At 58.2% G+C, this 20302-nt stretch carries 24 protein-coding genes and 1 other RNA gene; 17 read left to right on the top strand and 8 right to left on the bottom strand.

Features of this window, described 5'->3' with window-relative positions:
* Positions 1-52: 52 nt before the first annotated feature.
* Positions 53-487 (top strand): GNAT family N-acetyltransferase, encoded by a 435-nt coding sequence (locus tag MWU51_RS00585; protein ID WP_247033082.1) that lies wholly within the window; start codon positions 53-55, stop codon positions 485-487.
* 15 nt (positions 488-502) lie between these two features.
* On the opposite strand, the gene MWU51_RS00590 is transcribed toward MWU51_RS00585, so the two are convergent.
* A complete protein-coding gene (locus tag MWU51_RS00590) occupies positions 503-1576 on the bottom strand; it encodes a YeeE/YedE family protein (RefSeq protein WP_247033083.1) in 1074 nt (357 codons plus the stop codon).
* A 133-nt stretch (positions 1577-1709) separates the two neighbouring features.
* Between MWU51_RS00590 and MWU51_RS00595 the strand changes: the two genes are divergently transcribed.
* The 5 genes from MWU51_RS00595 to MWU51_RS00615 all read left to right on the top strand — a co-directional run bounded on the left by MWU51_RS00595 (position 1710) and on the right by MWU51_RS00615 (position 5585).
* Entirely contained in the window at positions 1710-2945 is a 1236-nt protein-coding gene (locus tag MWU51_RS00595) for an MFS transporter (protein ID WP_247033085.1), read from the top strand.
* Between the two features lie 83 nt (positions 2946-3028).
* Positions 3029-3898, top strand: coding sequence for a 50S ribosomal protein L11 methyltransferase (locus tag MWU51_RS00600; RefSeq protein ID WP_247033088.1), 870 nt, complete (start codon positions 3029-3031; stop codon positions 3896-3898).
* Between the two features lie 103 nt (positions 3899-4001).
* Positions 4002-4346, top strand: coding sequence for a hypothetical protein (locus MWU51_RS00605; protein ID WP_247033090.1), 345 nt, complete (start codon positions 4002-4004; stop codon positions 4344-4346).
* A 202-nt stretch (positions 4347-4548) separates the two neighbouring features.
* Positions 4549-4872 carry a 2Fe-2S iron-sulfur cluster-binding protein gene (locus tag MWU51_RS00610; protein WP_247033092.1) on the top strand — a complete coding sequence of 108 codons (324 nt, stop codon included), beginning with the start codon at positions 4549-4551 and terminating at the stop codon, positions 4870-4872.
* The gene (locus tag MWU51_RS00615) at positions 4872-5585 is read left to right on the top strand and encodes a VCBS repeat-containing protein (protein ID WP_247033094.1); all 714 of its coding nucleotides are present in this window, start codon (positions 4872-4874) and stop codon (positions 5583-5585) included. Before MWU51_RS00610 ends, MWU51_RS00615 begins: the two co-directional genes overlap by 1 nt.
* Here MWU51_RS00615 and purD read toward each other — a convergent pair.
* On the bottom strand, positions 5582-6844 hold the full coding sequence (gene purD, locus MWU51_RS00620) for a phosphoribosylamine--glycine ligase (RefSeq protein ID WP_247033096.1): 1263 nt from the start codon (positions 6842-6844) through the stop codon (positions 5582-5584). The two genes, MWU51_RS00615 and purD, sit on opposite strands and share 4 nt — an antisense overlap.
* A gap of 80 nt (positions 6845-6924) precedes the next feature.
* Between purD and xseA the strand changes: the two genes are divergently transcribed.
* The gene (gene xseA / locus MWU51_RS00625) at positions 6925-8433 is read left to right on the top strand and encodes an exodeoxyribonuclease VII large subunit (protein WP_247033101.1); all 1509 of its coding nucleotides are present in this window, start codon (positions 6925-6927) and stop codon (positions 8431-8433) included.
* 12 nt (positions 8434-8445) lie between these two features.
* Here xseA and MWU51_RS00630 read toward each other — a convergent pair whose 3' ends face one another.
* Positions 8446-9438 carry a pseudouridine synthase gene (locus MWU51_RS00630; RefSeq protein WP_247033102.1) on the bottom strand — a complete coding sequence of 331 codons (993 nt, stop codon included), beginning with the start codon at positions 9436-9438 and terminating at the stop codon, positions 8446-8448.
* Between the two features lie 71 nt (positions 9439-9509).
* On the opposite strand from MWU51_RS00630, the gene MWU51_RS00635 reads away from it, so the two are divergent.
* Positions 9510-9962: a nucleoside deaminase gene (locus MWU51_RS00635; RefSeq protein ID WP_247033104.1), complete on the top strand. Its 453-nt coding sequence runs from the start codon at positions 9510-9512 to the stop codon at positions 9960-9962.
* Positions 9963-9965: 3 nt separating this feature from the next.
* Here the strand turns inward: MWU51_RS00635 and MWU51_RS00640 are convergent, their stop codons facing one another.
* Entirely contained in the window at positions 9966-10664 is a 699-nt protein-coding gene (locus MWU51_RS00640; protein ID WP_247033106.1) for a metal-dependent hydrolase, read from the bottom strand.
* A gap of 148 nt (positions 10665-10812) precedes the next feature.
* On the opposite strand from MWU51_RS00640, the gene gatC reads away from it, so the two are divergent.
* From gatC to rpmG, 6 genes are all read left to right on the top strand, one after another.
* Complete coding sequence (gene gatC / locus MWU51_RS00645; protein WP_247033108.1) at positions 10813-11100, top strand: Asp-tRNA(Asn)/Glu-tRNA(Gln) amidotransferase subunit GatC; 288 nt, start codon at positions 10813-10815, stop codon at positions 11098-11100.
* The gene (gene gatA / locus MWU51_RS00650; RefSeq protein ID WP_247033110.1) at positions 11100-12581 is read left to right on the top strand and encodes an Asp-tRNA(Asn)/Glu-tRNA(Gln) amidotransferase subunit GatA; all 1482 of its coding nucleotides are present in this window, start codon (positions 11100-11102) and stop codon (positions 12579-12581) included. Before gatC ends, gatA begins: the two co-directional genes overlap by 1 nt.
* A gap of 42 nt (positions 12582-12623) precedes the next feature.
* Positions 12624-13397, top strand: a complete 774-nt coding sequence (locus MWU51_RS00655) for a hypothetical protein (protein ID WP_247033112.1) — start codon at positions 12624-12626, stop codon at positions 13395-13397.
* Positions 13398-14084 carry an N-acetylmuramoyl-L-alanine amidase gene (locus tag MWU51_RS00660; RefSeq protein ID WP_247033114.1) on the top strand — a complete coding sequence of 229 codons (687 nt, stop codon included), beginning with the start codon at positions 13398-13400 and terminating at the stop codon, positions 14082-14084.
* Between the two features lie 12 nt (positions 14085-14096).
* An RNA gene (gene rnpB, locus MWU51_RS00665) (RNase P RNA component class A) lies at positions 14097-14487 on the top strand.
* A 153-nt stretch (positions 14488-14640) separates the two neighbouring features.
* Positions 14641-14808, top strand: coding sequence for a 50S ribosomal protein L33 (rpmG, locus tag MWU51_RS00670; RefSeq protein ID WP_008034579.1), 168 nt, complete (start codon positions 14641-14643; stop codon positions 14806-14808).
* Between the two features lie 79 nt (positions 14809-14887).
* Here the strand turns inward: rpmG and MWU51_RS00675 are convergent, their stop codons facing one another.
* The 3 genes from MWU51_RS00675 to MWU51_RS00685 form a co-directional block, all read right to left on the bottom strand.
* The gene (locus MWU51_RS00675) at positions 14888-15592 is read right to left on the bottom strand and encodes an SGNH/GDSL hydrolase family protein (RefSeq protein ID WP_247033116.1); all 705 of its coding nucleotides are present in this window, start codon (positions 15590-15592) and stop codon (positions 14888-14890) included.
* A gap of 65 nt (positions 15593-15657) precedes the next feature.
* On the bottom strand, positions 15658-16431 hold the full coding sequence (locus MWU51_RS00680) for a Bax inhibitor-1/YccA family protein (RefSeq protein WP_247033123.1): 774 nt from the start codon (positions 16429-16431) through the stop codon (positions 15658-15660).
* Between the two features lie 121 nt (positions 16432-16552).
* Positions 16553-16762 carry a DUF1127 domain-containing protein gene (locus MWU51_RS00685; protein ID WP_247033124.1) on the bottom strand — a complete coding sequence of 70 codons (210 nt, stop codon included), beginning with the start codon at positions 16760-16762 and terminating at the stop codon, positions 16553-16555.
* A gap of 123 nt (positions 16763-16885) precedes the next feature.
* Here MWU51_RS00685 and MWU51_RS00690 point away from each other — a divergent pair, with 123 nt between their 5' ends.
* On the top strand, positions 16886-17740 hold the full coding sequence (locus MWU51_RS00690) for a LysR family transcriptional regulator (RefSeq protein ID WP_247033126.1): 855 nt from the start codon (positions 16886-16888) through the stop codon (positions 17738-17740).
* Here the strand turns inward: MWU51_RS00690 and MWU51_RS00695 are convergent.
* Positions 17737-18708, bottom strand: coding sequence for an NADPH:quinone oxidoreductase family protein (locus tag MWU51_RS00695; protein ID WP_247033127.1), 972 nt, complete (start codon positions 18706-18708; stop codon positions 17737-17739). The two genes, MWU51_RS00690 and MWU51_RS00695, sit on opposite strands and share 4 nt — an antisense overlap.
* 317 nt (positions 18709-19025) lie before the next feature.
* On the opposite strand from MWU51_RS00695, the gene MWU51_RS00700 reads away from it, so the two are divergent.
* A complete protein-coding gene (locus MWU51_RS00700) occupies positions 19026-19394 on the top strand; it encodes a helix-turn-helix transcriptional regulator (RefSeq protein WP_091428302.1) in 369 nt (122 codons plus the stop codon).
* A 56-nt stretch (positions 19395-19450) separates the two neighbouring features.
* Complete coding sequence (gene hisN / locus MWU51_RS00705) at positions 19451-20257, top strand: histidinol-phosphatase (RefSeq protein ID WP_247033128.1); 807 nt, start codon at positions 19451-19453, stop codon at positions 20255-20257.
* Positions 20258-20302: the final 45 nt, after the last annotated feature.

Raw genomic sequence — 20302 nt, forward strand, 5'->3', positions numbered from 1 at the left:
CCAGATCGTCCCTGGTATTTCAAGCAATCACAGCATCGGCTATGATGTATTTATGACCGACCGGGTGACCTATCATGTATTGAGCCGCGAGAACGCCGCGATGCTCGATAAAGCAGAAGCTTTTGACAACGCGGTTGATCCTGAGCAGTTGAAGACGTTCGTGTCCAGAACCGGACACGAACTGGTATTTGCGCGATTGGGCGACAGAGTGATCGGCTTTGCGTCAGGCAACGTCCTGTTGCATCCAGACAAGCCCCCAGTGTTTTTCATCAACGAAGTTGGTGTTCTTCGCGACATGCGCAGACAAGGCATTGCCTCCGCACTTTGCCGAAAGTTGATCCAACAAGCGCGTGGCGCCGGGTGTCAGGGCATCTGGCTGGCTACTGAGAAGGAAAACGATGCAGCGCGAGCACTTTATCATAGCTTGAGAGCACGCGAGACCGGCGGCATTGTTGTCTATGATTGGGATGACGCTATGGGCGCCTGATGCGCCTTTGGCTGATTATTGCGCCGGAAGTGCCGCACCTCGGCCCTGTTTTTGATCCACCAACGCATCGGTGAACACAGCCCCAATCCACATGCACAATAGTGCGAGCCATGCCGTACCGACAAAGATCGAGGTGCCGGTGACGCCCGCGCCAATCGCACAACCACCAGCCAGCATCGCACCGAAACCCATCAAGACAGCCCCGAACATCGAACGGCGCATGTTGGCCTCGCCATCGAACCCTTGGAACTTGAACTCTCCAGCCAGCCAGCTTGCGGCAAAGGCCCCGATGACAACGCCCGGCACAAGGCCCACGTCGAACTCCAGCACCGGGTCGGGAATCAGGAAAAACATTAGCGTATTGGCGGACGGGCCGGAGAAGGTGGCAGAGGTGACCGAGACGGGCTCGAACGCCGCCAGCGACAATTGATAGGTCAGCACCCACCCCAATGCGACGGCAAAACCGACACCGGATCCAAACACCAAACGCCGATAGCCCATGCCGGACTTGCGCGCGATATAGATCGCGAACACGGCGGTCAGAATACCAAGCGCAAAACCGGACCAGTCCGGGACCCCAAGGGCATTCAACAGGTTCAGGTTCACGCCACGCTCGGTCATCCAGAGCCGGGCCAGCTTGTCGCGTGCAGGGGCCAGCCAGCCATGCAAACTCATTTGAGCGACCACAGCGAAAATCAATCCGGATACCACAGACCGAAGGTTGCCCGTTGCGGCCAACACCAGAAGTCGACCAGAACAACCACGTGCCAGCACCATGCCGACACCAAACATTAACCCGCCAATGATGGCACCCGACCACGTTCCGGTCACCGCCATCATGCGCGCATCCTCGGGTCGCAGCAGGCCTAGAAGCGACGCGCCTTGCACCCAGACCAGAGCGGTCGAGAAAGTCAAAAGCCAGATTGCGAGGGAACTGTCCATCATGCGCCGGGCGAACTCGACTGTGGCAGCGCGCAGACAAAACCGCGACCGTTGGGCGGCCACGCCAAAGACAATACCGGTGACAAGCCCAAACAGCGCGGCTGTCGGCTCTTCTCCGATACGGTCAATTAGGGGCACAATGTCCATGCGGGTTCCTTCAATTGTTGGATACCTTGCCGTGATTCACGGTAACCTGCCTTGACATAAATCATAAACATATAAGCTTAAATGAATGCGTTTTGATCTCGCAAACTGGTAAAAACAGGCGTAATGCGGGGCCATGAGACACCAGATCCTGACCCTTGAAGAAGCTCGAGCGCTACCGTTCTGGCGCCGCCCCATCTTTCTGCTGATGTTGATGGCAGCGGGGATGCCCATTGCGTTTTTCACGTGGTCTGCGCTTCTGAACAACTTCGTGATCGAAGCGGCCGGGTTCACAGGCGTCGAAATCGGCTGGTTGCACACAGTGCGCGAAATTCCCGGCTTTCTGGCCATCGGTGTGATCGCGCTTCTGATGTTGTTTCGCGAACAGGTGCTGGGCGTTGTCGCCTTGGGTATGCTTGGCGCGGCCACAGCCATCACCGCGTGGTTTCCGAGCTTCGGTGGCATACTAACAGTCACCATGCTGTCGTCGATCGGGTTCCACTATTTCGAAACGGTGAACCAATCGCTTCAATTGCAATGGATCGATAAAAAGCGAGCTCCGCAAATGCTGGGGTGGATCATGTCAATCGGATCGGCGGCGGCTCTGTTGAGCTACGGGCTTCTGGTGCTGACGTGGAAGGCGTTCGATCTGAGCTATAATCTAGTCTACATGATCGCAGGCGGCACGACCCTGGCCATCGCAATCTTTGCATATTTTGCCTATCCACAGTTTGAAAGCCCCGAGCCGCAGTTGAAGCAATTCGTGCTGCGCCGTCGTTACTGGCTCTACTATGCACTGCAATTCATGGCAGGCGCGCGGCGACAGATCTTTACGGTGTTTGCCGCCTTCATGATGGTCGAACGCTTCGGGTTCGAAGTGCATGAGGTCACGGCGCTGTTCCTGATCAACTATCTGGCCAATATCTTCTTTGCGCCACTGATGGGGAAAGCGGTTGCCAAATGGGGCGAGCGTCGCGCGTTGGCCTTTGAATACACCGGACTGATCAGTGTGTTTCTGGCCTATGGCGGGATTTACTATTTTGGTTGGGGTGTGGTGTTGGCCGCGGCGCTTTATGTGCTCGACCACCTTTTCTTCGCGCTGGCCTTCGCGCTGAAAACCTATTTCCAGAAGATTGCGGACCCGCAGGATATTGCGCCGACGGCCGCCGTGGCATTCACAATCAACCACATCGCCGCGGTCTTTCTACCCGCTCTGCTGGGCTACCTGTGGGTTGTGTCTCCGGGGGGCGTTTTTGCATTAGCAGCGGGAATGGCCTGCGTCTCATTGATGTTGTCTCTTCTTATTCCACGTCATCCGGAAAAGGGGAACGAGACAGTATTCTCGCGCCCGTTGCCGCAGATCGCCGAGTAAACATCCGTTTCGGCAGCGCAGTTGTGGTTGACCGCGCAGGCGCTGCTCGGTAGGCCGTTCCCGTCATCAGAAAGGATTTTGTCATGTCCACTTGGACTGCACTGACCACGCTGGACGGTCAAGACGCCGCCGAAGCGCTTGGCTTGGCGATGGAGACATTAACCCCTGAGCCCACCGGTATCGGCGTCTTTGAAGTTGAAGACGGAAGCGGCACTTGGGAGGTTGGCGGCTATTTCACCCACGAACCAGACACCGCGGGACTGGCCTTGCTGGCGGCAATGCACAATGCGAAAGATTTCACCGTCTCGGAATTGCCCGAGGTTGATTGGGTCGCCCATGTTCGGCGCGAACTTTCCCCGGTGGAAGCGGGCCGCTTCTTTGTGCATGGCAGTCACGATGCGGATAAAGTGCCTGACGGAAAAATCGCGTTGCTGATCGAAGCCGCGATGGCATTCGGGACAGGACACCACGGCACCACGCTAGGTTGCCTGAAGGCGCTGGATGGATTGGTAGAACACGGGTTTGTCGGCAAGAATGTGGTCGATATTGGTTGCGGGACCGCCGTCTTGGCAATGGCTGCCGCGCGTGTTTGGCCTAATCCGGTCTTGGCCAGCGATATTGATCAGGTCGCCGTTGACGTTGCAAAAGCCAATGTCGCAGCCAACAATTTGGAAGAAAGAGTTTACTGTGTCGAGGCGGCAGGATTTAACGCGCCTGAACTTCAAGAAGCGTCTCCATTCGACCTAGTATTTGCTAATATTCTGAAAGGGCCGCTGATCGGTCTTGCCCCGGATATGGCGAAGCACCTTTCTACCAAGGGTTATGCGATTCTGTCGGGCATTCTGAACCCGCAAGCGGACGAAGTGATTTCCGTTTATGTCCGAAACGGGTTCAATCTGGTCGAACGCACCGAAATTGTTGACTGGACAACACTAGTTTTACAAAAAAGTTAGTGTTTATTACGTGAAAATTTAACAGATTTCTGGCCACCACCACTTTTTTGCCATATTCTGAGGTGGGTGTATTATTTTTTTTATTGAGGGGAGGGTATTGATCGTGACTGATGCACAAGTTCAAGACTTTCAAAAACGGGTGCGCGGAATTAGCCGACAGCATCGCCGCTTGTCGCAAGGCTATGTTCAATTGGTCGAGCGTGATGGGCTGTTGGTGCCCAGCAAACCTAGGCTGCGCCGGGGGTTCCCGATCAAGGGGCTGCTCCTGACGCTTGTCGGATTCATGTTGTTCAAGGGGTTCCTTTTCAGCCAAGTCGGCGTGATCAATTACAATGATCGTGTTGACCGACTGTCGCAGGGGTCAATGATCGAACAGGCCGGTGCTTGGATCATGCAGGACGATCCGGTGACCACTGCCATTGCCGGGTTCATGACCAACCCATTCTGACGCGGAAATCGAATTTGAAAACCCAGCCCGTGCGCCACGACGCGTTTCGGGCTGATTTCATTTTGGAACCCAGCTTTCGCGATGTCATTGCGCAGCAAAGCCACATTTTTAAACCACTTCAAGCTGTCTTGACTGGCAAATCCTCTTTGCCTTGCCTATTTGCCTTGTCTAGAACGATCGGAGCATGAACAGGAGGCGCCAGATGGCAAAGATTACCTATATCGAGCACAACGGAACACAGCACGTCGTCGACGTCGCCAACGGTTTGACCGTGATGGAAGGTGCGCGCGACAATAATATTCCCGGCATCGAAGCCGATTGTGGTGGTGCTTGCGCCTGTTCGACCTGCCACGTCTATGTCGACGCCGCGTGGGTGGAAAAGATGCCTGCCAAGGATGCGATGGAAGAAGACATGCTCGACTTCGCCTATGAGCCGGATGCCGAGCGTTCGCGCCTGACCTGCCAGCTTAAGGTCACAGACGATCTTGACGGTCTTGTCGTGCACATGCCTGAAAAGCAGATCTAATGACCGGTCTTCGGGTCGCGCTGGTTTTCATCTGCCTTGCGACCCCGGCGGCCGCGCAGATCACCTCGGCCCGCTATGTTGAACCTACAGATCGCTATGGCCATGGGGCTGTTCCCGGCGGCGAGTATGGCGCGCTTGAGGTCAATCTGTCTGACGGATCGCGCACTATCACACGCGTTTCAGACGGTGTTTTTGAAGACACCATACCACGCCTTCACGATTTCAATGGTGACGGAGTGCGCGAAGTTGTGACTGTGTTCAGCGGCGATGATGTCGGCGCAATGATACGCATCTATGCGTTGGATAAGGGCGAACTGGTGCTGCGCGGCTCCAGCAACCCCATCGGCATGCGCCATCGTTGGTTGGCAGTGGCAGGCATCGCGGATTTCAATGGCGATGGAGTGGACGAGGTCGCCTATGTCGATCGCCCTCATTTGGCCCGCAGGCTCACGCTTGTCTCGGTCCGACCGGATGCGGGAGGATTTTTGTTCAAAGATTTGGCAACGGTTGGGGGTGTCACAAACCACAAGTTCGCAAGCCCAGTCATCGAAGGCGGTGTACGGGACTGCGTGGGGCATCCGCCTGTCGTCGTAACTGCCAGCGCCAATTGGTCGCGTGTTATTGAAACACGCCTGGACGGCGGTGAGCTGAAGCTGACCAATGTCGCACCTTACACCGGACCGGATAGCCTGTCGGCGCGTCTGGGCTGTTAAAGCGCGCGCCAGCCGATATCTGCGCGGTTGAATCCTTCCGGCCAGTCTATTTTGTCAATCATCGCATAGGCGCGGTCACGAGCCTCTTGCAAGCTATCGCCGCGCGCGGTGACGTTCAGGACACGCCCGCCGGAAGCTGTGATCTTACCGTCTACTTCGGTGGTGCCTGCGTGAAACACCATATTCATCGAATCCTCAGGCAGGTTATCCAATCCATTGATGATTGATCCCTTCTGGTAAGCGCCGGGATAGCCATTCGCCGCCATCACCACGGTGATCGCGTGATCGTCAGCCCAGTTGACCTTAGCCTTGTCTAACTGCCTCTCGGCACAAGCCAACATCAAGTCCAGCGCCTGTGCACCCAGCCTCATCATCAAGACCTGACATTCCGGGTCGCCAAAACGTGCGTTGTATTCGACCAGCCGTGCCTGCCCGTCCTTGATCATGAACCCCGCATAAAGCACACCTTGATAGGGTGTGCCGCGCTTGGCCATTTCAGCCACAGTCGGCTCGATGATCTCACGCATGGCGCGGGCGGCAATCTCGTCCGTCAGGACCGGGGCGGGGGAGTAGGCGCCCATGCCGCCGGTGTTCGGGCCCGTGTCGCCATCGCCGACGCGTTTGTGGTCCTGTGCTGTGCCGATGGGCAGAGCGGTCTTACCGTCGCAGAGGATGAAGTATGATGCCTCTTCGCCCTCCATGAATTCTTCGATCACCACTTCGGCCCCGGCCCCGCCAAACGCGCCGCCGAACATGTCGTCGATGGCGTCCAGCGCCGTCTGCTTGTCCATCGCGACGATCACGCCTTTGCCGGCTGCCAGTCCGTCCGCCTTGACGACAATCGGTGCGCCCTGTTCGCGAATATAGGCCTTGGCGGCATCTGCGTCGGTGAAATGACCATAGGCAGCGGTTGGCGCGCCCGCGGCATCGCAGACCTCTTTCGTGAAGGACTTGGATGCCTCAAGCTTCGCGGCCTCGGCCGAGGGGCCGAAGACACTGACGCCCGCCTCGCGCAGACGGTCGGCCACGCCTTTGGCCAAGGGCGCTTCCGGCCCGATGATCACGAAATCAATGGTGTTTTGCTGCGCAAAGGTCACCACCGCGTCACCGTCTTCGATGTCCAGCGATGCGCACTCCGCGATCTGCGCCATGCCGGCATTTCCGGGTGCCACGATCAACCGATCACATTTCGGGTTTTGCATCACAGCCCACGCCAGCGCGTGTTCGCGCCCACCGCTGCCCAGAATAAGGATGTTCATGGCTCTTCCCCCGCTTGGCCTTCTGTCATCGGCGTTCTAAGGTCGGGGCGCTGAAATCACAAGGAAAGAGACACCGGCCCATGTCCGACCTGATCGACGATCCACAGCCCGGCGAAAACGCACCGGAGTTCACCGTCTCGGAAATCTCCGGCGCGCTGAAGAAAACAATCGAGGGGGCATTTGGGCGTGTCCGCGTGCGGGGCGAGGTTGGGCGGGTCATGCTGGCACGCTCGGGGCATCTGTATTTCGATGTGAAGGATGACCGGTCCGTGCTGGCGGCGGTCAGTTGGAAAGGGCAGGTCAGCCGCCTGTCGATCAAGCCCGAAGAAGGCATGGAGGTGATTGTCACCGGCAAGCTGACCACTTTTGGCAGCCAGTCGAAATACCAGTTGAACGTCGATGATGTCGTCGTCGCGGGCGAAGGCGCGTTGATGGCAATGTTGGAAAAGCGCAAGAAAACGCTGGCGGCAGAGGGACTTTTCGCGCCCGAACGCAAGAAAAAGCTGCCTTTCCTGCCCGAAGTGATTGGCGTTGTCACATCACCGTCCGGTGCGGTGATCCGCGATATCTTGCACCGTCTGCGGGACCGTTTCCCGCGCAAAGTGCTGATCTGGCCCGTCGCCGTGCAGGGCGAGGCGTGTGCGCCTCAGGTCGCCGCCGCAATCGAAGGTTTCAACCGTATGCAACCGGGCGGCGCGCTGCCGCGTCCTGACTTGCTGATCGTTGCGCGCGGTGGTGGTTCAATCGAGGATCTGTGGGGGTTCAACGAGGAAATCGTCGCGCGCGCCGCCGCCGCGTCGGATATTCCCCTGATCTCGGCGGTGGGGCACGAGACGGACACGACCCTGATTGATTACGTGTCTGACTTGCGCGCGCCGACGCCGACCGCGGCTGCCGAACATGCCGTGCCAGTGCGTCTGGAATTGCTAGCGTGGACCGAGGAACAAGGCACCCGCTTGACCCGTTCGTTGGAACAGGCGTTGACGCAACGCGGCCAGCGCCTGCGTGACGTGGCCCGCGCCCTGCCGCGCCCCGAGGCGTTGTTGGACACTCCACGCCAGCGGCTTGATGCCGCCAGCCACAAACTGCCCTCAGCCCTGCGCAGCATGACGCAAGTGAGGCGAGTCAAGTTGACCGAGGCGTCCGCAGGTCTGCGCCCGCGCGTTTTGACCGCGCGACTGGCCCCGATGCGGGACCGGCTAAATATGGCAAGCGCACGCTTGGACCCCGACCGAATCACAGACGCCAACAAACGCCGAACGGTTGAGATCACCGGACTGTCCGCGCGATTGGATCGGGCCTTCTTGGCAAATACAAAGCGGCACGAGGATCGGCTGACCAGCCTTGAACGAATGCGCCAAACGCTGGGCTATACCGAGACGTTGAAGCGTGGGTATGCGGTTGTGCGGGGCGACGGAGATGTGGTGACCAACCAAGCCGCTGCCGCAAAAGCCAAAGCGCTTGAGATCGAGTTCGCGGATGGTCGATTGGCGCTGGATGGGTCAGGGACATCGGCGGTGAAGCCGATCAAACCCGCAACAAAGCCCAAGCCCAAAAAGGACGCCCCCGATCAAGGATCGCTGTTCTAGCCGGTAACCATGCTACTTGTTGCGCGAACCGGGGCGGCCCTGGGGCTTGCCGCCCGGACCTTTGCCGCCGGGGCCTTTTCCCGCCGGACGTTGACCTGGTTTCCCTCCGGGCCGCCCACCTTTGAATGCAGGCTTGGCCCCCGGTTTGCTTCCATGCTTGCCGCGCGGGATCTCTTTGCGCGTCCGCACGGGCGCCGGCTTTGCGTCTTCCATCCCAAGCTGGTCGCGCACAACGCGTTGGCGGATTTCCTCGACCTCTCCGGGTTTCAATTCGCCCAGTTGGAAAGGGCCGTAGCTGACGCGCAGCAGACGGTTGACGGTCAGCCCGACTGCTTCCATCGCGCGGCGCACCTCGCGGTTCTTCCCTTCGCGGAGGGTCACGGTCAGCCACGCGTTCGCGCCTTGTTGCCGGTCCAGCGACACGGCCATCGGCTGGAACCGCTCGCCATCAATCGTCAAACCCTTGCGCACCGGCGCCAGTGTGTCCTCGGTGGGTCGCCCGTTCACCCGCACGCGGTATTTGCGTGACCACCCGGTCGAGGGTAGTTCCAGCTTTCGCTTCACCTCGCCATCATTGGTCAGAAGCAACAGGCCTTCGGAATTGATGTCGAGCCGCCCGACGCTGACCACGCGGGGCAGGTCGTCGGGCAGGTTTTTGAATACCGTGTCGCGCCCCTTCTCATCCCGCTCGGTCGTCACAAGGCCGATGGGCTTGTAATACAACCACATGCGGGGCGGTTCCGGTTCGGCCAAAGGGGCTTCGTCAAACAGGATCGTGTCCTTGGCGGTGACGTTCAGCGCGGGGCTGTCGATCACTTTTCCGTTCACGGTTACGCGGCCCGCTTCGATCATCCGTTCAGCCTCGCGACGGCTGGCGACACCGGCGCGGGCCAGCACCTTGGCGATGCGGTCGCCTTTGGACGGATCAGCCGTCGCGGCATCCGGCTTTTTCGGGGCGGGCTTGCGGGCCGATTTGGGAACGGGGGGGCATTTTTTGTCTGTCATGCCTTCGCATAGCGCGGGGCGGGGCAAAGGGGAAGCCTTGGCAAGCGGTCGGCGCCAAGGCAAAAGGGGGCATGAGCCGTTTTAAAAGCCATATGGATGCCGCAATGGCAGAAGCCCGTGCTGCCGCCGCGCGCGGTGAGGTGCCCGTGGGAGCGGTGCTGGTGTCGCCGGACGGCAAGGTGATCGCTGCGGCAGGCAACCGGACGCGCGAGTTGAACGACCCTACGGCCCACGCCGAAGTGTTGGTGATCCGCGAAGGCTGCGCTCAGGCCGGGTCGGAACGCCTGCCCGACCACGACCTTTACGTGACGCTGGAGCCGTGCGCGATGTGCGCAACCGCCATGTCGGCGGCGCGTATTCGCCGGGTCTATTACGGCGCGGCGGACCCGAAATCAGGCGGCGTGGCACATGGCGCGCGCATCTTCACGCATTCGCAATGCCACCATGTGCCCGAAGTCTATGATGGCATAGGCGCAGATGAGGCAGAACAGATCTTGAAGGACTTCTTCGCGTCCCGGCGCTGATCCTTAGATCGTTATCGGCTTCAGAACCTCTGGTTCAATCACATTCACGTCGGGCAGTGCAGCGACCAATTCATCAGCGGACTGCGCCAGAACGGGGAAGGTCTTGTAGTGGCAGGGAATCACGGTCTTGAAATCGAAGTACCGTTTTGTCGCGTAGCCCACCCGCGCCATATCCATCGTGTAATGCCCACCCGCGCACAGGATACCGATATCGGGTTTGTGCAGATCGCCCATCCACTCCATATCCGCCATGATGTCGGTGTCGCCAGAGACATAGATCACGTGACCTTCGCCTGCGATCATGAACCCGACCTCGGCGCCTGCGCAGAGTGGCCGATCGCCGCCCAGATAATCGAAACTGGCGGAATGCGAGGCATTCACCATCGTCACTTTCGCCCCGTTCAGGTCTATGGTGCCGCCTTTGCCAAAGCCCAGCGTCTCTATCCCATCTTCATTGCCCCAGAAAGTGGCAAGCTCGTGGATCGCCGCAATCGGAATGTTCTTCTCGCGCGCGATGGCCAGGGTCGATGAGGCGTGGTCGCCATGCCCGTGGGTAATCAGGATGTGTGTCGCGCCTGCCGTCGCCTCGTCCCGACGATCTTCTGGAAACATCGGGTTACCGTCTAGCCACGGATCGACCAGCAATACCGCGCCTTCAATTTCGATCCGAAACCCCGAATGGCCAAGAAATGTGATTTGCATAGAAGCCTCCCTTTTGATCATTCATGGTCAGACTAGCAGCAAAACCGTGCCTGTCATCTGTGGGACAGTGCCGCAACCTGCGCACATGGCTTGCGGGCGGGGCGGGTGCGCGCTAAACGATCTGGCGAAACACACACGGGAGCCACCCATGTCGATCGACATCGAAACCGCGCGCAAGGTTGCGCATCTGGCCCGCATCAAGGTCGAAGACGACCGCCTGCCGGAGCTGGCCGAAAACTTCAACGCGATCCTCGGCTTTATCGAGCAGTTGAACGAGGTGGACGTGGACGGCGTCGAGCCGATGACCTCGGTTACGCCGATGCGCCTGAAGCGTCGGGAAGACGTGGTGACCGATGGCGACATGCAGGACAAGATCCTGTCGAATGCGCCTGATGCGCGCGAAGGCTTCTTTGCCGTGCCGAAGGTGGTGGAATAATGGCTGACCTGAACAAACTGACGATTGCCGAGGCCCGTGACGCGATGCGCAAGGGCGATCTGACCTCGGCGGAATTGACCGAGGCGTGTCTGACCGAAATCGAAGGCGCAAGCGCGCTGGGCGCATTTGTGCATAACACGCCTGAATTGGCACGCGAACAGGCCAAAGCGGCGGACGCGCGGATCAAGGCAGGTGACGCGCCTGATATGTGCGGCATTCCGTTGGGCATCAAGGATCTGTTCTGCACCAAGGGCGTGGCGTCGCAGGCGGGCAGCCGCATCCTTGAGGGCTTCATTCCGGAATACGAATCGACCGTCAGCCAGAACCTTCTGGACAGTGGCACAGTCATGTTGGGCAAGCTGAACATGGACGAATTTGCTATGGGGTCGTCGAACGAGACATCGGTTTATGGCAATGCTGTGAACCCGTGGAAGATTGATGATCGCAAGTTGACACCCGGCGGGTCGTCCGGCGGGTCGGCGTCCGCTGTGGCCGCTGACCTTTGTCTCGCTGCCACCGGCACAGACACGGGCGGCTCGATCCGTCAGCCCGCCGCGTTTACCGGCATCAACGGCATCAAGCCCACCTATGGCCGCTGCTCGCGCTGGGGCGTTGTGGCTTTTGCCTCGTCGTTGGATCAGGCCGGGCCAATGACCAAATCGGTGCGCGATGCGGCCATCATGCTGGAAGCCATGTGCGGCCACGACATGAAGGATTCGACCAGCGCCGATATTCCGGTACCGAATTTCGAAGCGATGCTGACCGGCGACATCAAGGGCAAGAAAATCGGCATCCCCAAGGAATACCGCATGGACGGCATGCCGGATGAGATCGAGGCGCTTTGGTCCAAGGGCGCAGACATGCTGCGCGATGCCGGGGCCGAGATCGTGGATATCAGCCTGCCGCACACGAAATACGCGCTGCCTGCCTACTACGTAATTGCACCTGCCGAGGCGTCATCGAACCTCGCCCGTTATGACGGCGTGCGATACGGCCACCGCGCCAAGCTGGGGCAGGGGGACGGTATCACCGAGATGTATGAAAAGACCCGCGCCGAAGGGTTCGGCGACGAGGTACAGCGGCGCGTGATGGTTGGCACCTACGTGCTGTCGGCGGGCTTTTATGACGCCTATTACAACCGCGCCCGCAAGGTCCGCGCGTTGATCAAGAAGGACTTCGACGATGTGTTCGCACAGGGCATCGACGCGATCCTGACACCGGCCACACCGTCAGCCGCGTTTGGGCTGGGCGAGATGGAAAACGCAGACCCGGTCAAAATGTATCTGAACGACGTGTTCACCGTGACCGTGAACCTTGCCGGTCTGCCCGGTATCTCGATTCCCGCCGGTCTGGATGCGCAAGGTCTGCCACTTGGTCTGCAACTGATCGGACGACCGTGGGAAGAAGGCGATTTGCTGAATATCGCTCACGAGGTCGAGGCGCGCGCCGGATTTGTAGCAAAGCCCCAGAAATGGTGGTAACGCAGGCGGGTCAACCAATCTGCCTGCCAGAAAGAGGGTTCTATGCGGTATTTCATTGGGTTCGCCTTTGTAGCATCACTGTCTGCCTGCGTTAGCAATGCGCCTGACAGCCGTTCACCGGACACCGTTGTGCCGCGTGCCGAGGCTGTATCGGGTGCGCCATTGTCGGCGATGATCGAAGGAAGCTCAGTAACTAGTCAGTCGATTGATGGCGGCCAGGATACAGCTGCTGCACCAGCCATTTCCGACGAACAGAATTTCAGCGCCGTGGCCGCCCGCGAAAGCATCGAAAGCGATGCAGAGCGGCTGGAAAGCTATCAAGCCGCTTATACTCAGGCTGAAGTCGTGGCTGTGCCGGATCGGCCTGATGGGGGCGATGTGTCTGTGGTCGAGTTCGCATTGTCGACTACCAATACGGTGGGGCAATCGATCTACTCGCGTTCGGCCTTGTCAGGCGAAGCGCGGGCGCAGCGCAATTGTGCGCGCTATACCTCGGCCGATTTTGCTCAGATCGCATTTCTTGAGGCTGGTGGCCCGAATCGAGACAGACATGGACTGGACCCTGATGGCGACGGTTTTGCCTGTGGTTGGAACCCAGCCCCCTTCCGGACCGCACGCGGTGTGGCCGAAGATGCCACCGTGGTCGAAGAAACGGGCATCAGCAGAGCGGACCTTGAGGCGCTGGGCATCACGACAGATGACACGACGGACGCAGCGGAATCGGCAAATACGTCCGATTCGACAGATCTGTCTGATCCAGCTCCGCTTCCGGGCGATACGTTGAATATTTCGGGCGAAACTGTCGCGAGCGAATAGGTGCAGATCACGCCCTGTCCGTCCCCGAATTTCGGCCCGCGCCGGGGCGGGCTTACGCCGTCACTGGTCGTACTTCACTACACTGCGATGCCCGATCCCGCTGAGGCGTTAGAGCGGCTATGTGCCCCCGAACACGAAGTGTCTGCCCATTATTTGCTGCATCGCGACGGACAGTTGTTTCAACTGGTCGATGAAGACAAGCGCGCCTGGCATGCGGGCGCGGGTATGTGGCGCGGGATGGATGACATCAACTCCCGCTCGGTCGGTATTGAAATCGACAATGACGGGTCGTCCCCTTTCAGCGAAGCGCAACTTGCGCAGCTTGATCGGATTTTGCCGCAAATCATGGACCGTTGGTCCATCCCGGCGGAAGGGGTGATTGGCCACAGTGACATGGCACCAGGCCGCAAATTCGACCCCGGCCGCCGGTTTCCGTGGTCCCGGCTAGCACGCCAAGAGCTAACCATCTGGCCGGATGGGTCAGAGGTCGCGCCGGACGAGGCAGCGTTTCTTCGTCAGGCTGCCATTTTCGGCTATCCCACTGACACCGGGTGTGATGCTGTGTTGGATGCCTTGCGCCAACGCTTCCGTCCTTGGGCGCACGGACCGCTAGACGCCCGTGACATGGGGATCGTCAGTGACCTTGCCAAACGCTTCGGCGTTGACCTGCCTGCACCCTTGGCCTAAGTCAAACTTTGCGCGGATGGCTGGATGACCGCGGGTGACTGTGGGGGCATGCCCCTGCGTGACGCGAGGAAAGTCCGGACTCCATAAGGCAATGGTGCCGGGTAATACCCGGCCGGGGAAACCCGAGGGAAAGCGCCACAGAGAACAGACTGCCTGCGCTTGCGCGGGTGATGGTGAAACGGTGGGGTAAGAGCCCACCGCGCGCTTGGCAACAAGGGCGGCACGGCAAGCCCCACCAGGAGCAATGCCAAATAGGGACCGCACGGGGCTTGCCCCAAAGCCGCCTTGGCTTTTGCAGGTCCGGGTTGGCAGCTTGAGGTGTCTGGTAACAGGCATCCTAGAGGAATGGTCATCCACGGTGGCAACACCTGGACAGAATCCGGCTTATAGGCCATCCGCGCATGAATTCACGCCGTAAGGGCACCGTTGCACGCGTGGTTTCGGAACGCACGCGAATTTCCCGATTGCCTGTTGACTCGGGGGCCAATGGCGCTAAAAGGCGGGTTCCAGAGATTTACCCGGGCGGGGTGCGCCCACCCGATGAGGAGCTGACGACATGGCGAAGCCGACCACTATCAAAATCCGCCTGAACTCGACCGCGGATACAGGCCACTTCTATGTGACCAAGAAAAATGCTCGCACCATGACCGAAAAAATGGTCGTGAAGAAATACGACCCGGTTGTACGCAAGCACGTTGAGTATAAAGAAGGTAAGATCAAGTAATCTTGATCTCTTTCGAGTTTCGAAAAGGCCGTGCTGTTGGGCGCGGCCTTTATCTTTGCCGCGCGTCCACAACTGGTCGTTAGCGGTGAAGAATTTTTTCGGCGACTGTTCTGCCTATCAAGAAATACGCGTTGACCCCCGGATGAAAGCCGTCTTCGGCCATCATTTCAAGCGTCAGTGGGATGTCGAACGGGACGTAGTCAACGCCAAGCTCTTGGGCTTGCCGTTGTAGAGCCTTATCAAAACGACGCGCCTGAACGCCCAGAAACCAGCGCAAAGGTTGCGGCAACAAAGGGAAATTACCCAGCGGCGGTATGCCAGCGGCAATCACCCGTTTGGCACCCCAAACACTGAAAAGGTGTTCATAGAGTTTTTCGCGCGCCTGAAGAAGATGGGCTAGCGGGATCTGGCTGGTCACATCATTCACCCCAAGCACGACAAGCGCGACGTCTGTCGGAACGGAAATCTGCGATCTTAGTAAAGGTAACGCTTCGCGGGTGGTGGCGCCGGTTCGGGCGACCAGTTTCCAGTCAATTCGGTGTGACGATCCAAGCGCTTGTACCAGTTGACCTGACAAGGCCTCGTTCTGGTGTTTGGCACCAACACCAGCGGCCGAGCTGTCACCAACGATCAAGAGGCGCAGAGGTGTGCCGATGCCGAATTGACCAGACCTATGCCCCGGGGGTTCAGGCAGGGTTGAAGCAGTGTTTCTAACCTTAAGGGCTTGCGCCACCAAAAGTGGGCTGAGAACGAGTTTTGCAATGGTTTCGATAGTGGGGTTCATGGGTGTCTCATAACAAAAAAAGGCCGGTCGCAGTGACCGGCCTTTCTTTTTCTATTGCGCTCCCATCACTCGCGATTGCCCAGGAATTGCAGCAGAAACATGAACAGGTTGATGAAGTCCAGATACAGGTTCAGAGCACCCATGATCGCGGATTTCGCAAGCCATTCGCTATCCATCGCCTGCGCATGCGCGATATAGTCTGTCTTGATCTTTTGCGTGTCATAAGCGGTCAAGCCTGCAAAGATCAGCACACCGATCACCGAAATGGCGAAATGAAGCATCGAGCTTCCGATGAAGATGTTCACGATTGAGGCCACGATCAGACCGATCAGGCCCATGATCAGGAACGCACCCAGCGCGCTAAGATCGCGCTTGGTGGTGTAGCCATAAAGGCTCAGACCCGCAAATGCGATTGCGGTGATCAGGAAGGTTTGCACGATCGACACACCGGTGAAGACCAGGAAAATCGAACTGATCGACAGCCCCATAAGCGCGGCAAATGCATAGAAGAACAGTTGCGCACCAGATGCGGACAAGCGGTTAATCGCAGCTCCGAAGGCGAAAACCATCGCCAAAGGCGCAAACATGACCACCCATTTCAGCGGGGACATGTAGATCGCCTGACCTAATCCGGTCAGATACTTACCTTCGCTGATTGCAGCGGTTGCACCTGTCGGATCGGTGGTGACAGCAAGGCCAGCAATGGCCCAGCTTGCCAACGCGGTAATTAGAAGACCGACGGACATAAGCCCGTAGACCTTATTCATATGGGCGCGAAGCCCCTCGTCGATTGCGGCACGGGTGCCTACACCTGCGCGAACCGTATCAAATTGAGCCATTTAGACCTCCAGAAAATCACAACTGGCGAGCCCCAAACGGAAACCGCCCTTGGCCTTAATATCGGCAAGAGCGGTCAGTATTTCAAGAGGAATAGGGTAACTTGATCGGAAAGATCAGGTATTAGTCCAACTGTGCTGGAATATCCCAAACGGGCCGACTTGCTTCGCGATACGCAGCGTCGGCGGTCAGGCCGATATCTTTCAACTGGTTGGCGTCCAGATTTGCCAGCGCACGACGTTCGCGGTGAACTTCCCAAGCGTGGACTAGCCAAGCCAGCGGCGAGAACGCGCGTTTTGCGATAGGGGTATTGGTGCAGGTAACAGCAGACATCTCGTCACTCCTTCTTAGGGTATATGGTTGATAGACGTTGCATCAACGTTCTTGATGTTTATGCTGATTTGGGTTTGATAAGTAAAATGAATGTTTTTGCTCTAATATATCAAAAGGTGTGATATGCCCCGAAACCTTGATCTGACGGCAATGCGCAGTTTTGTCACCGTGGCGGACGCAGGCGGAGTAACGCGGGCGGCAGGGCTTTTACACCTGACCCAATCAGCAGTGTCGATGCAATTGAAACGACTTGAAGAAAGTCTGGGGCGTCCCCTTTTGGACCGTTCGGGTCGGGGCGTGTCTCTGACAGCAGACGGCGAGCAGTTGTTGGGATATGCGCGTCGCATGATGCGTCTGAATGACGAAGTCTATGCGCGGCTCACCGATCACGCGTATGAGGGCGAAATCGTATTGGGCGTGCCCTCGGATGTTGTTTATCCGGCGATCCCGACGGTGTTGAAACAATTTCACGCTGAGTATCCGCGTATGCGCGTCCACTTGATCTCGTCCTATACAAGCCGTTTGAAGTCCATGTTTGCGCGTGGTGAATGTGACATCATATTAACCACCGAGGAAGAAAAGGATGCGGGCGCTGAAACTCTGGCAGCGCTTCCCTTGGTTTGGGTTGGCGCGCCAAATGGTCAAGCGTGGCGCAGTCGCCCCCTGCGCCTTGCTTTCGAGCGGAACTGCATCTTCCGTAAAGGTGTTCAGAAGGCGCTTAATGCAGCGAATATTCAGTGGGAGATGGGCGTGGATGGCGATTCCACACGCACGATCGAGGCTTCGCTGTCGGCAGATTTGGCGGTGCACGCGGTAATCGACGGCACCGTCCAACCATTTTTGGAGCAGATCGACCACGGCGGAGCATTGCCCGAGCTGGCTGTCACTCGAGTGAACATGTATGCGGCGAGTAATTCTGGTGGTCAGGCCATGCAGGATCTGTTGTCGATGATCCGCCGCGCGTTTGCCGAGCTTTAGGGCGAAGTCGGCATGGTGACGACCACCTTGCCCGTCGATTTGCGCTGTCGGAGTAGGTCCAACGCCTCGTTCGCGCGGTCTAGTGGCAGCGTGTGGCTGACATGCGGTTTGATCTTGCCCATGCCATACCATGTCAGCAATTGACGCAGGCTGTCGGTTAATAGTCCAGGCCGGAATTTCAGATATCCGCCCCAGTAAAAGCCGATCAGTGTGATATTCTTGACCAGCATATGGTTGGGTCGCACGTCAGGCAGATCGCCGCTTGCAAACCCGATCAGCAGGATGCGGGCATCCGGATTGCAGGCGCGAAAAGCTGCGTTGAATTGCTTGCCTCCGATGGCGTCATAGACCACATCTGCCCCGCCCAGTGCCTTGATCTCATCCCGGATGTCCTGAGTGTCGGTGTCAATCAGATGATCCGCGCCTGCTCGGCGGCAAATCTCCAGCTTCTTGGTCCCACGTGCGCAGGCAATAACGCGGGCACCCATGACTTTGCCAATCTCGACTGCAGTCAGACCGACCCCGCCAGCTGCCCCCAAGACAACCAGTGTTTCGCCAGGTTGCAGCCGTGCTTTGTAGTCTAGTGCCATGTGGCTGGTACCATAGGCGATCTGGAAAGCGGCAGCGTCTTCGAAGCTCATGTTGTCGGGCAGAGCCAGGCATCGAGTTGCATCGAACACACCTTTCTCGGCCAGACCGTTGCGGCCTGAGAAGACGACAACCCGCGTTCCCGGTTCAGGCCCGTCAGTGTCAGGTCCAAGCGCGATGACGATCCCCGCCGGTTCCATCCCCAGCGAAAAAGGAGGTGTGGGCGTGTCTTGATATTTGCCTTTGGTCATCAGAAGATCGGCGAAATTCAAACCGCAGGCTCGAATGTCCACCAGTGCCTGGCCCGTCGCGGGGGTCGGTGTGGGAACGTCGGCCAGTTGAGCGGGGCGGTCGAAATCGGTGACTAGAAAGGTTTTCATACGGCCTCCTTTTGGTCACTCCTTAGGCGTTTCCGCACAGAAAATCGAGCAAGATAGTAGAGAATCATTCGCTCGCCTTTGCGTTGTGGAGTTGCAAAATGCAAAACTTGCTGCTAATCTCCTTTTGCGTGTGCTTTCCTCTGGGCGACTTTCGCTGTGGTGGAGGCGCGAAAAACAACGATTAGTATGCATATCGCATTGGTATTAATAAGTTTTTCATTATTGACGCTGAAGCTGACCAAAAAGACAGGTTGAGTGAATGCGCCGTCGCGTGATCAGTGGTTGCGTAATTCAATCTAGTAACGAGGAGTGGTTCAATGAAGCATCCAGTGGATGTCCATGTCGGTAAACGCGTTCGTCACCGCCGTTGGATGGTGGGGATGACGCAGCAGCAGTTGGCTGAAAAAGTAGGGATCAAATTCCAGCAGATCCAGAAATACGAAACCGGCATGAACCGCGTCTCGGCCTCACGGCTTTGGGATATTGCGGCCGCGCTTTCTGTACCAGTCAGCTTTTTCTTCGAAGGGTTGGAAAGCAAACCTGATGCCGATACCGAAGGTGCGCTGCCCGGCGATATTCTGGCCGACAAAGAAGCGCTGGAACTGGTGCGCAGCTATTATGCTATCCCCGACAATCAGCGCAGACGCCTGTTTGAATTGGCGCGTGTCCTGTCGGACGTGGCCTGAGCTTGACGCCAGACCGGTTGCCCTGCTACCGCGCAGTCAACAACTGCCGGGGTGACATGGTGACCGATCTGACGACAGAGACCCAACAAGACTTGTTGCGCGTTGCAGAGGCATTGGCCGAAGCGGCGCGCAAAGCCATTCTACCCTTTTTCCGTGCCGATGATTTGTCCACTGATAACAAGCTCAACGAAGGGTTTGACCCTGTCACCGAAGGCGACCGTGCGGCAGAACGCGCGATGCGCGATATTCTGGCAGTTCGACGTCCCAAGGACGCCATTCTGGGCGAGGAATACGGCATGACGGCCGGGGAGAGTGGTCTGACATGGGTGCTTGACCCGATCGATGGCACCCGTGCCTTTTTGTCGGGCACGCCCACATGGGGGGTTTTGATCGCGGTCGGAGATGACAGCGGCCCCCAACTTGGCATCATAGATCAACCTTACATTGGGGAAAGGTTTGTCGGCGGTTTCGGTGAAGCCCGTGTGGATGGGCCGCAAGGGTCGCGCCGCTTGCAAACCCGCGCACCACGCAATCTATCGGATGCCATCCTTTTCACCACGTTTCCCGAGGTCGGCACGTGTGAAGAAGGGCAGGCGTTTCAACGACTGTCAAAAAAGGTCAAGCTGACGCGGTTCGGATTGGATTGTTATGCCTATGGATTGGTGGCGTCGGGGCAGATCGACCTTGTGGTCGAGGCGGGCTTGCAGGCCTATGATATCCAAGGCCCGATGGCGGTGATCCAGGCGGCGGGTGGTATTGTTACCAATTGGGATGGTGGCCCAGCGCATCAGGGCGGACGCGTTTTGGCCGCAGCCAATTCGCAGATTCATGCAGCCGCATTAGAAATCTTGTCCAAGGCCTAAACAGTTGATCAAGGGTATTGTCGGACACCTTCGCCGCATGGCAAG

This window comes from Aliiroseovarius sp. F47248L (genome assembly GCF_023016085.1).
GTDB lineage: Bacteria > Pseudomonadota > Alphaproteobacteria > Rhodobacterales > Rhodobacteraceae > Aliiroseovarius.

Excerpts from the sequence above, each read along its gene's own strand:
- MWU51_RS00585 (WP_247033082.1), top strand. The coding sequence starts at position 53 with ATGACCGACCGGGTGACCTATCATGTATTGAGCCGCGAGAACGCCGCG.
- MWU51_RS00590 (WP_247033083.1), bottom strand. The coding sequence starts at position 1,576 with ATGGACATTGTGCCCCTAATTGACCGTATCGGAGAAGAGCCGACAGCC.
- MWU51_RS00595 (WP_247033085.1), top strand. The coding sequence starts at position 1,710 with ATGAGACACCAGATCCTGACCCTTGAAGAAGCTCGAGCGCTACCGTTC.
- MWU51_RS00600 (WP_247033088.1), top strand. The coding sequence starts at position 3,029 with ATGTCCACTTGGACTGCACTGACCACGCTGGACGGTCAAGACGCCGCC.
- MWU51_RS00610 (WP_247033092.1), top strand. The coding sequence starts at position 4,549 with ATGGCAAAGATTACCTATATCGAGCACAACGGAACACAGCACGTCGTC.
- MWU51_RS00615 (WP_247033094.1), top strand. The coding sequence starts at position 4,872 with ATGACCGGTCTTCGGGTCGCGCTGGTTTTCATCTGCCTTGCGACCCCG.
- purD (WP_247033096.1), bottom strand. The coding sequence starts at position 6,844 with ATGAACATCCTTATTCTGGGCAGCGGTGGGCGCGAACACGCGCTGGCG.
- xseA (WP_247033101.1), top strand. The coding sequence starts at position 6,925 with ATGTCCGACCTGATCGACGATCCACAGCCCGGCGAAAACGCACCGGAG.
- MWU51_RS00630 (WP_247033102.1), bottom strand. The coding sequence starts at position 9,438 with ATGACAGACAAAAAATGCCCCCCCGTTCCCAAATCGGCCCGCAAGCCC.
- MWU51_RS00635 (WP_247033104.1), top strand. The coding sequence starts at position 9,510 with ATGAGCCGTTTTAAAAGCCATATGGATGCCGCAATGGCAGAAGCCCGT.
- MWU51_RS00640 (WP_247033106.1), bottom strand. The coding sequence starts at position 10,664 with ATGCAAATCACATTTCTTGGCCATTCGGGGTTTCGGATCGAAATTGAA.
- gatC (WP_247033108.1), top strand. The coding sequence starts at position 10,813 with ATGTCGATCGACATCGAAACCGCGCGCAAGGTTGCGCATCTGGCCCGC.
- gatA (WP_247033110.1), top strand. The coding sequence starts at position 11,100 with ATGGCTGACCTGAACAAACTGACGATTGCCGAGGCCCGTGACGCGATG.
- MWU51_RS00655 (WP_247033112.1), top strand. The coding sequence starts at position 12,624 with ATGCGGTATTTCATTGGGTTCGCCTTTGTAGCATCACTGTCTGCCTGC.
- rpmG (WP_008034579.1), top strand. The coding sequence starts at position 14,641 with ATGGCGAAGCCGACCACTATCAAAATCCGCCTGAACTCGACCGCGGAT.
- MWU51_RS00675 (WP_247033116.1), bottom strand. The coding sequence starts at position 15,592 with ATGAACCCCACTATCGAAACCATTGCAAAACTCGTTCTCAGCCCACTT.
- MWU51_RS00680 (WP_247033123.1), bottom strand. The coding sequence starts at position 16,431 with ATGGCTCAATTTGATACGGTTCGCGCAGGTGTAGGCACCCGTGCCGCA.
- MWU51_RS00685 (WP_247033124.1), bottom strand. The coding sequence starts at position 16,762 with ATGTCTGCTGTTACCTGCACCAATACCCCTATCGCAAAACGCGCGTTC.
- MWU51_RS00690 (WP_247033126.1), top strand. The coding sequence starts at position 16,886 with ATGCCCCGAAACCTTGATCTGACGGCAATGCGCAGTTTTGTCACCGTG.
- MWU51_RS00695 (WP_247033127.1), bottom strand. The coding sequence starts at position 18,708 with ATGAAAACCTTTCTAGTCACCGATTTCGACCGCCCCGCTCAACTGGCC.
- MWU51_RS00700 (WP_091428302.1), top strand. The coding sequence starts at position 19,026 with ATGAAGCATCCAGTGGATGTCCATGTCGGTAAACGCGTTCGTCACCGC.
- hisN (WP_247033128.1), top strand. The coding sequence starts at position 19,451 with ATGGTGACCGATCTGACGACAGAGACCCAACAAGACTTGTTGCGCGTT.